Below are 9,156 nucleotides of genomic sequence, written 5' to 3'. Positions count from 1 at the left end.
TGTCTTTTCTGTAAAACCCCCAGGGCTATCCCCAAGGCCTCCCTAAAACACCGCGTAGCCTAAACGTACAACTACTTCGTGTCAAGAAAATTGAGGGTAGCGCAGCGAACAAATAAATTGTCCGCGCCGGTGAAAATGATCTGTCCGGGCCCTGTCATTCCGAAAAAAGCGCGGAAAAATGAATGGAGCGGCTGCGTGGGATATGTAGTACGAAGTTGGAAAAAACAATGGAGGAAAAAGATGCGGGTCTAGCGGAAGCGTTCAAGATCCGGGCATTATTTCGTCGCAAGCCAGAATACGACACCGGCCAGCACCCCAACCAATGAAATACATGCGATCAGCAGGATCTTTACCCGAACCCTAAAAACTTCGATAGCCTCAACGACAAGTGCATTCTGTTCAGCAAGTGATTTGATCAGTTCAGCGGACGCTCTCTGTTCATTGCTCAATTCAATGATTTTTGCCTCTAACAGACGAACCCGTTTATCCAGCTTATCCGGATTAACCGACCCGTCGCCGACTGGCGAGCTTGATGCGTCCGCAAAACCGCTCGAGTCGGACTTTGCCGCGGAAAAAACCTGTTTCGCGGCCTTGACGATATGAGGTGCGGATTCCAGCACGCTTCCCCATGGAATGATTTTTAACGCCGTTATCCAGATTGCCATTTTTAAACCTCGCTCTCAATCACATCTGGCAAAACCATGATCCGCGTAGAAGTTACATTCTGGACAATACCGCTGCAACGGTTTCACCAATGGCAGAAGGTGTCGGACAGATCGTGACACCAAGATCCCTCAGCATAGCAACTTTTTCCGCCGCACTTTCGCCCGGAGACGAAATAATCGCGCCGGCATGCCCCATGCGACGACCTTCCGGTGCGGTTAAGCCTGCGATATAGGCGATTACCGGCTTGCTCATATGATCTCTGGCAAAAATACCGGCTTGAACTTCCTGCGGCCCTCCGATTTCGCCAATCATGACGACTATTTCCGTTTCAGGATCTTCTTCGAATTTCTCCAGGATATCACGATGAGAACTGCCTATGATCGGATCCCCGCCAATGCCCACCGAAGTGGATATGCCGATACCCAGAATCCTCATTTGGTCCGCTGCTTCATAACCCAGCGTTCCAGAGCGGCCAATAACCCCGACATTCCCTTTCTTATAGATGTGCCCCGGCATGATTCCCAGCATTGCCCGGCCTGGACTGATCGTGCCGGCACAATTAGGACCCGTGAGCACCATTCTATCTTTGATAGAAAAACGCCGCAAAAAGTTCTTGACGGTCATCATATCCTGTGTGGGAATCCCGTCAGTAATGGCCGCACAGTATCTGATACCGGCATCCGCCGCTTCCATGATCGAGTCCGCTGCAAACGCGGGTGGCACAAATACGATAGTGGCGTCCGCTTCGACTTGTTCCACAGCTTCTTTTACCGTATTGAAGACGGGCAGACCCAGGTGTTGCTGTCCGCCCTTGCCGGGGGTTACGCCTCCCACCACGTTTGAACCGTAGTTAATCATATCCTGTGCATGAAAAGTACCGGTTTTACCGGTAAAGCCCTGGATTATGATGCGCGTGTTTTCGTCAATTAAAATAGCCATTTACATTCCTTTGCATTCTTCTGCAATTACCTCATTACGGGCCTGGACAACTTTATCCGCCGCTTCCGCCAACGTTTTTGCCGTGATAATGGGGAGACCGCTTTCAGCAATGATGCGTTGACCCTCTTCAACATTTGTGCCTGATAAACGTACAACCAGTGGGACTTTAATACCGATATTGTTCACGGCATGCACGACGCCTTCAGCGATCCAGTCACAACGGTTGATCCCGGCAAATATATTGACCAATATTGCTTTAACCCCTTTATCGGCCAGTACCAGACGAAACGCCTTTTCTGTACGCTCAGCGGATGCGCCACCGCCAACGTCAAGAAAATTTGCCGGATCTCCGCCAGCCAGTTGAATCATATCCATGGTGGCCATAGCCAGACCGGCGCCGTTAATCACGCAACCGATGTCGCCATCCAGGCCGATATAACTCAGTCCTTGATCACCAGCCGTCATTTCCCGTGGGTCTCCCTGAGTTTTATCGCGCAACTCAGCAACTTCATGACGTCGAAACAAGGCATTGTCATCAAAACTCATTTTTGCATCCAATGCGATGAGTTCGCCGCTGCCCGTAACAACCAGGGGGTTGATTTCCAGCATATTCGCATCGAGGTCGCGTAACGCGCGATAGCAACCCTTTATCGTTTTGACGGCATGGGTTAATTGCGTAGCTTCCAACCCTAGCGCAAAAGCCATCTCCCGCGCTTGAAAATCCAGGAGACCGACGGAGGGTTCAATGTAAACTTTTTTTATGGCATCAGGATCTGTTTCAGCCAACTCCTCGATTTCCATTCCGCCTCGGGCAGAACCTATCATGACGACCCGCTCTGAACTCCGGTCGATCAGAAAGCAAAGATAGATTTCTTTGGCAATTTGCGTCCCTGCTTCAACGTAAACCCTTGAGCAAATTTTACCCGTCGGCCCGGTTTGATGCGTTATCAAATATTTTCCCAATAATTCTTCCGCAGCCGCTTTGACTTCATCATGCGTCTTGCAGATCTTGATACCGCCGGCTTTACCGCGCGCTCCTGAATGAATCTGTGCTTTTACTACCCAAACATTTCCGTCAATTTCTCTAGCCCGCTGCACACTTTCATCGGGGCTGTAAGCCAGACCGCCCTCCGCGATCTTGACGCCATATTTCGTCAGAATCTCTTTCGCCTGATACTCGTGTATATCCAAGATGCATCACCTTATTTTATTATCAAATAGTCTTATCCGGTTATCTCATGAGTCTGTTCAGCAGAACAGACCACGTCAATCAATGAGAGCCATGCCCGTCCTAACGGGTCCCGGTGCGGAATTGATCGTTTTTGAAGGCAGGAACCCTCAGCCGAAGCAGATTCGGGCTTCACAGGCGCCAGCCTCTCTACGCTCCGTCAGGATGGACAAACCTGCCATGCACAGATAGGGCTCCGGTACAGCTAACTGTTTCAATAGAAATGGCTTCCTGCAATTCCATAACCCATTCCGACAAGTCAACAACCAACAAAGAAAAGGCCGCTAATCGCGGCCTCGAAAAGTGCATTACACGCCTTTGGCGCGCATCGCCTCTGCCATTCTGACTACGTTGTTGGCCATTCTCGCCGAAGCGGCATCGATGAGCCGGCCATCCAATGCGGCTGCGCCTTTACCTTGAGCAGCCGCCTCTTTCAAGGCAACCAGGATACGTTGTGCTTTTTCGATTTCCGCGGCAGGCGGCGTAAATATATCGTTGGCGAGCGCGACTTGAGACGGATGGATAGCCCATTTACCTTCACAGCCTAGTGCCGCGGCTCTTCTCGCCGCCAATTTGAAGCCATCCGGATCTTTAATATCGCCAAACGGGCCGTCGATAGGGCGCAATCCGAAGGCACGGCACGCAACGGTCATGCGGCTGATGGCGGCATGCCATTGATCACCCGGATAGTCCGGATTGAGTCCCCCAATATTTGTTGTTCTGGCGCGATTACTGGCAGCATAATCAGCTACCCCGAAATGTAGCGCTTCAAGGCGGCCCGCCGCTCCGTTTCGGGCAATGTCTTCTACGTTTGCCATTCCTAAAGCGGTTTCGATCAACGCTTCAATACCAATTCTGTTTTTTAGCCCTTGTTGCATTTCCAGCTGGTTCAGCATGGCTTCAACCATATAAACATCAGAATAAACCCCTACCTTCGGAATTAATATGGTATCCACCTTGTCGCCTGCTTTCTCGACCAGATCAACCACGTCACGCACCATGAATTGCGTGTCCAGGCCATTTATGCGCACAGAGACGGTAATGCCATGCGCTTTCCAGTCCAGATCATTGAGCGCTTCGATAACGTTTTTACGCGCAGTCAGCTTGTCGTCGGGAGCAACTGCGTCTTCAAGATCGAGGAAGATGAAATCTGCACCACTTTTCAACGCCTTCTCAAACATGCCCGGGTTTGAACCGGGAACAGCCAATTCGCAACGTTGGATGCGCAAAACGGATGCTTCATATAATGTATGACTCATTAATCTTCCTGATCGAATTTAATTGATTTGGAGGCGTAGTTGGGAGAGGACTACGGATTTTCAATGTTCAGCCTTGGTTGAACCAATGCAACCTGGGCCCCATTTTGTTGTTTATTGATAACTCGCCATTCTACTTTTGAAGACGGTAATGTCAATTTACTTTTTGGTAATGGAGGAAATCATTGGCTGGAGTCCAGGCAAACCGTAGATCGGTCAGCATTAATTCGGCCGTATTTTTTATTACGAATTAAATGCATTATGAATAAGAGCGAGTTTTGGCGCTATTGCTTCTGATATCTTGATACGGCGCGGTTATGCTCTGCCAAATCATTGGAGAAGTGCGATTCACCCTTCCCTTTGGCGACAAAATAGAGCGCATTGGTCCGGGCGGGATTGAGTGCAGCCTGAATGGAAGCGAGCCCTGGCAAAGCAATGGGCGTCGGCGGCAAGCCGCGGCGCGTATAAGTATTGTATTCCTGATCAGTTAAAAGGTCTTTTTTTCGGAGATTGCCATCAAACTTGTCACCAAGACCGTAAATAACGGTGGGATCAGTTTGCAATAACATGTTTAATCGCAACCGGTTGAGGAAGACAGCCGCTACCAGGACGCGGTCGCTTTCCCTTCCGGTTTCTTTTTCGACGATTGAAGCCAGAATCAAAGCCTGGTAGGGGCTTGCCAGCGGAAGATCTGCCGCGCGCTCAACCCATGCGGTGGCGACATGGTTCTGCATCACGTGATAGGCACGTTTTAATATTGCCACGTCACTGCTGCCACGTGCAAAAAAATAGGTATCGGGAAAAAACAATCCTTCTGCGGCGGTTTCGATTGCGCCGATCAGTTGCAGGATTTCGCCGCTGGTCAAACCAGCAGTGTCGTGCCGAAGCGCCGGGTGCTCATCCAGCGTCTGCCTGAGCTGGGAAAAAGTCCAGCCTTCTATGAATCTGATCTCGGTCTGATTGATGTCACCGTTGGTGATGCGTTCAAGCAATTGCAGCGGCGAGATACTTGCACCAATCTCATAATCACCCGCCTTGACCGATGACGCAGCCCCCATTACCCGCGATAGCAGGACAAAGGACCACATATCCGGCAAAATGCCAGCGTCGGCTAATTGCCTTGCGACACTTTTTAAACTGCTGCCCGGCTTGATGGAAAATTCGTAAGGAACTGTAGGGGGCTGAACGGGAACATTAAGTTGGTAAGCGAACCATCCAGCGAACAGCAAGACCCCGGCAAAGGCAAGAAAGATCAAGCGTTTTAGCGTACGCAAAAGAACCTCTGAATAAGTCTGTGAAGCGCTCGGTTGGCAGCTCGACTGGCAAAATCGGGATGATCACAATGCGTGAAGGGTCAGCCACAAGTATGACGTAGTGGATGAACTATTTTACCGCAACTCGAAGATATGTGGCTCGCGGACGGCGTTGCCAGTTTGAGGCCGAAGAAAGCTCCTTGGCGCTGCACGAGATATCCCGAAGCAAGATAGGGAGTTCGTGTTTCCCCCGGAATGGCACGTCCCTCGAAAGGCATTACCCCACCTGCACGATCCGGCTCACTTTTATAGTGAGCCTTCGTTTATCGTTACCTTAACCGAAAATCAGGTTTTACGGAAAACAAGTGTGCCATTTGTGCCGCCAAAGCCAAACGAGTTTGACATGGCAGCGTTAATTTCCATTTTCCGAGCGGTATTGGGAACGTAATCCAGATCGCATTGGGGATCCTGATCAAAAATATTGATAGTGGGCGGAGCCACCTGATGATATAAGGCCAGGGCGCTGAATATGGCTTCAATCCCGCCAGCAGCCCCGAGCAGGTGCCCAGTCATCGATTTTGTAGAGTTCACTACAAGCTTTTTCGCGTGTTCGCCAAAGCAGCGCTTCACCGCGACAGTCTCCGCTATATCGCCCAACGGCGTCGAGGTGCCGTGCGCGTTGATATAGTCCACTTCAGTGGAATTCATCCCCGCATTTCTGAGCGCATTATTCATACAGCGCGCAGCACCTTCTCCATCTTCCGAAGGTGCTGTCATATGATAGGCGTCCGCACTCATGCCAAAGCCGGCTAGCTCAGCGTAAATTTTCGCCCCACGACGTTTGGCATGCTCCAGCTCTTCCAGAACCAGAATCCCGGCGCCTTCCCCCAGGACAAAGCCGTCCCGACCCTTGTCCCATGGCCGACTGGCGGTAACAGGATCGTCGTTGCGGGTCGACAGCGCCCGCGCCGAGGCAAAACCGCCAATGGCAAGTGGCGTTACACATGACTCGGCACCGCCTGCCACCATCACATCCACATCTCCATACTCGATCAGCCGGGCTGAGTCGCCGATGCAGTGAGTAGCGGTGGTACAGGCAGTGACAATGGCGAGATTCGGTCCCTTGAAGCCAAACATAATGGACAAGTTACCCGCAATCATATTAATGATGGTGCTGGGTATGAAAAATGGAGATATCTTGCGCGGACCGCCAGCGTGAAAAACATCATGCGTGGCCTCGATCATCGGTAAACCGCCGATGCCGGAGCCAATATTGACGCCAACGCGCTCGGCATCGAGAGAGGTATTGGCTATATCGTCAATACCTGCGTCCCGGACCGCCTGGATGGCTGCCGCCATACCGTAGTGGATGAAGATATCCATACGACGCGCATCTTTGGCGGAAAGATATTCCGTAACGTCAAAATCCTTTACTTCTCCGGCTATCTGAGAGGCAAATGTGGAAGCATCAAAACGAGTAATTCGTGTAATGCCGGATTTTCCAGCGAGAACGTTAGTCCACGCATCTGAGACGGTGTTACCGACAGGCGAAATCATGCCCAGTCCGGTGATAACTACCCTACGCTTGGACAAGGTGGCTCCGATATGGGATGTGCTTGAAGCAAAAATTAATTGCTGTGGGAATTGATGTAGTCGATAGCCTGCTGAACAGTGTTGATTTTCTCTGCCTGTTCATCAGGGATTTCGCATTCGAATTCTTCTTCCAGTGCCATGACCAGCTCTACGGTGTCAAGCGAATCGGCACCCAGGTCATCCACAAAAGAAGATTCACTCTTGACGTCGGCCTCATTCACGCCTAACTGCTCGGCCACTATTTTTTTTATACGCTGCTCTACATTTTCCATCTAAATACCTCTTCCGGTAAGAAAAACGCCGTCATTCTAGCAAGTTTTTGGTATTAATAAAATCTGAACGCTTTGAAGCTCAAAAGTAATCAACCTGGTCCATAAAAGGGTTTCCTCGGTAATTTGCAGGTTGAACGGCATAAAAATTCATGGACGCATTATTAATCCATATACATTCCGCCATTCACATGAAGTGTTGCGCCGGTAATATACGCTGCGCCCGGCGACGCAATAAAAGCGACTGCCGAGGCGATCTCTTCCGGACGCCCCAATCTGCCCAGGGGGACTTGCTGGAGCAGAAGTTGCTGTTGTTTTTCGGTGAGAGAACGCGTCATGTCAGTCTCTATGAAACCCGGTGCAATACAATTGACAGTGATGTTGCGGCTACCCACTTCACGCGCTAAAGATTTGCTGAAGCCGGCTATGCCGGCTTTGGCAGCGGCATAATTAGCCTGACCCATATTGCCGGTAGAGCCTACCACCGAGGAGATATTGATTATGCGCCCATAACGGGCCTTCATCATGGCTCTCAGCACTGCACGGCTCAAACGGAATACTGATTTGAGATCAGTTTCCATGATTTCATCCCATTCCTCATCTTTCATTCGAAGAAGCAAATTATCGCGGGTGACGCCGGCATTATTCACCAGGATTGCGATATCGCCAAATTCCTCTTGTACGGCTTTAAGGACGCTCTCAATCTGAACAGCATCGTTTACGTTCAATGTCATGCCGACACCCTTGAGGCCCGCTTCCTTGAGGTAGCCGCTAATGATTTGGGCGCCACCCTCGGTAGTGGCAGTGCCTATCAGGGTGGCATTTTGCCTGGCCAGCTCAAGCGCAATGGCCCGACCGATACCGCGGCTGGCGCCGGTTACGAACGCGATCTGATTTTGCAGCATATTCTCCAGTACACCCAGTCAAGATCAACAAGGATAAGCTCTGCGCTATAAAAGCCGCCAGGCTCATCAATAGTATAGCAACCTACAATAATATGTCAGCAGCATGGTGAAGCGCTACGCTGTCCGCCAGTGCCAGGCCCTGCAAATTCGCATCTATACGTTTGGTAAGCCCCGACAGCACTTTTCCCGGCCCGCACTCCACCACATGGGTAACGCCGGCGGAAGCAAAAGAGCGAACGATTTCGGTCCAGCGCACCGGGCTGCATAATTGCCGTATCAGAATTCTTTTTATGTCTTCAGGATTTTCGTGCCGCTGCACGTCAGCATTGTGCAACAGTGGCGTTGCTGGCGCCCTGAGCACCAGCGATTCCAACCGCTGTTGCAGTCTGTCGGCCGCCTGGCTCATGAGGGAACAATGCGAAGGTATGCTCACAGGCAACATCAGCGCCCGCTTCGCGCCTTTCGACCTGGCCAGTTCCATCCCGCGCAGCACTGCATTTTTGTGACCGGCGATCACTATCTGGCCAGGCGAATTAAAATTCGCCGGCTCCAGCAATTCTCCGTCGGAAGAATTTGTGATTTCGTCGCAAAGCGCTTTCACTACCTCATCGTCAAGCCCAAGAATTGCCGCCATGGCGCCGACACCTTCCGGTACTGCCTGTTGCATTACCTCGGCTCGAAAGCGTACCAATGATAGCGCATCCGAAAAAGCCAGTGCGCCCGACGCCACCAAGGCGGTATATTCTCCCAGGCTATGGCCCGCCATGAGTGTCGGGTTCACGTCTCCCAGGCTTTGCCAGGCGCGATATACCGCAATGCCGGCCATCAGCATCAGCGGTTGAGTATTGACCGTCAGATTAAGCTCATCGGTCGAACCGTCATTGACCATCGTCCAAAAATCCTGCCCGAGCACAGAAGATGCCTCGGCAAAGGTTTCGCGCACGATGGGGAAATCAGCATAACCCTTCATCATGCCTATCGATTGCGAGCCCTGCCCGGGAAAAACACATGCGAATTTTATGGAAGCAGTCATTGTTGCCTGCATCC

Annotated in this window: 9 protein-coding genes; all 9 read right to left on the bottom strand. The window is 51.2% G+C overall.

What is annotated here, in order from left to right; translation table 11 throughout:
• Window positions 1-275 precede the first annotated feature (275 nt).
• The 9 genes from BLP78_RS12215 to fabD all read right to left on the bottom strand — a co-directional run bounded on the left by BLP78_RS12215 (window position 276) and on the right by fabD (window position 9,130).
• A complete protein-coding gene (locus tag BLP78_RS12215) occupies window positions 276-665 on the bottom strand; it encodes a hypothetical protein (RefSeq protein WP_090459561.1) in 390 nt (129 codons plus the stop codon).
• A gap of 52 nt (window positions 666-717) precedes the next feature.
• The gene (gene sucD / locus BLP78_RS12210) at window positions 718-1,605 is read right to left on the bottom strand and encodes a succinate--CoA ligase subunit alpha (RefSeq protein WP_025040560.1); all 888 of its coding nucleotides are present in this window, start codon (window positions 1,603-1,605) and stop codon (window positions 718-720) included.
• Window positions 1,606-2,796 carry a malate--CoA ligase subunit beta gene (locus BLP78_RS12205; RefSeq protein WP_090459559.1) on the bottom strand — a complete coding sequence of 397 codons (1,191 nt, stop codon included), beginning with the start codon at window positions 2,794-2,796 and terminating at the stop codon, window positions 1,606-1,608. It lies immediately after the preceding gene.
• Window positions 2,797-3,141: 345 nt separating this feature from the next.
• Complete coding sequence (locus BLP78_RS12200; protein ID WP_090459557.1) at window positions 3,142-4,092, bottom strand: HpcH/HpaI aldolase/citrate lyase family protein; 951 nt, start codon at window positions 4,090-4,092, stop codon at window positions 3,142-3,144.
• Between the two features lie 281 nt (window positions 4,093-4,373).
• A complete protein-coding gene (gene mltG, locus BLP78_RS12195) occupies window positions 4,374-5,363 on the bottom strand; it encodes an endolytic transglycosylase MltG (RefSeq protein ID WP_090459555.1) in 990 nt (329 codons plus the stop codon).
• A 324-nt stretch (window positions 5,364-5,687) separates the two neighbouring features.
• Window positions 5,688-6,935, bottom strand: coding sequence for a beta-ketoacyl-ACP synthase II (gene fabF, locus BLP78_RS12190; protein ID WP_025040564.1), 1,248 nt, complete (start codon window positions 6,933-6,935; stop codon window positions 5,688-5,690).
• A gap of 35 nt (window positions 6,936-6,970) precedes the next feature.
• Complete coding sequence (gene acpP, locus BLP78_RS12185; RefSeq protein ID WP_011380423.1) at window positions 6,971-7,207, bottom strand: acyl carrier protein; 237 nt, start codon at window positions 7,205-7,207, stop codon at window positions 6,971-6,973.
• Window positions 7,208-7,368: 161 nt separating this feature from the next.
• Complete coding sequence (gene fabG / locus BLP78_RS12180; RefSeq protein ID WP_090459553.1) at window positions 7,369-8,109, bottom strand: 3-oxoacyl-ACP reductase FabG; 741 nt, start codon at window positions 8,107-8,109, stop codon at window positions 7,369-7,371.
• Window positions 8,110-8,191: 82 nt separating this feature from the next.
• The gene (fabD, locus tag BLP78_RS12175; RefSeq protein WP_090459576.1) at window positions 8,192-9,130 is read right to left on the bottom strand and encodes an ACP S-malonyltransferase; all 939 of its coding nucleotides are present in this window, start codon (window positions 9,128-9,130) and stop codon (window positions 8,192-8,194) included.
• Window positions 9,131-9,156 lie beyond the last annotated feature (26 nt).

The sequence above is a fragment of the Nitrosospira sp. Nsp1 genome (assembly GCF_900100985.1).
Classification (GTDB): Bacteria; Pseudomonadota; Gammaproteobacteria; order Burkholderiales; family Nitrosomonadaceae; genus Nitrosospira.
Note: the sequence above shows the minus strand (reverse complement) of the source record. Positions and strands in the feature narration are given on the sequence as shown.

What these genes read in the sequence shown, in the direction of transcription:
- BLP78_RS12215 (WP_090459561.1), bottom strand. Translation starts at nt 665, where the DNA reads ATGGCAATCTGGATAACGGCGTTAAAAATCATTCCATGGGGAAGCGTG.
- sucD (WP_025040560.1), bottom strand. Translation starts at nt 1,605, where the DNA reads ATGGCTATTTTAATTGACGAAAACACGCGCATCATAATCCAGGGCTTT.
- BLP78_RS12200 (WP_090459557.1), bottom strand. Translation starts at nt 4,092, where the DNA reads ATGAGTCATACATTATATGAAGCATCCGTTTTGCGCATCCAACGTTGC.
- acpP (WP_011380423.1), bottom strand. Translation starts at nt 7,207, where the DNA reads ATGGAAAATGTAGAGCAGCGTATAAAAAAAATAGTGGCCGAGCAGTTA.
- fabG (WP_090459553.1), bottom strand. Translation starts at nt 8,109, where the DNA reads ATGCTGCAAAATCAGATCGCGTTCGTAACCGGCGCCAGCCGCGGTATC.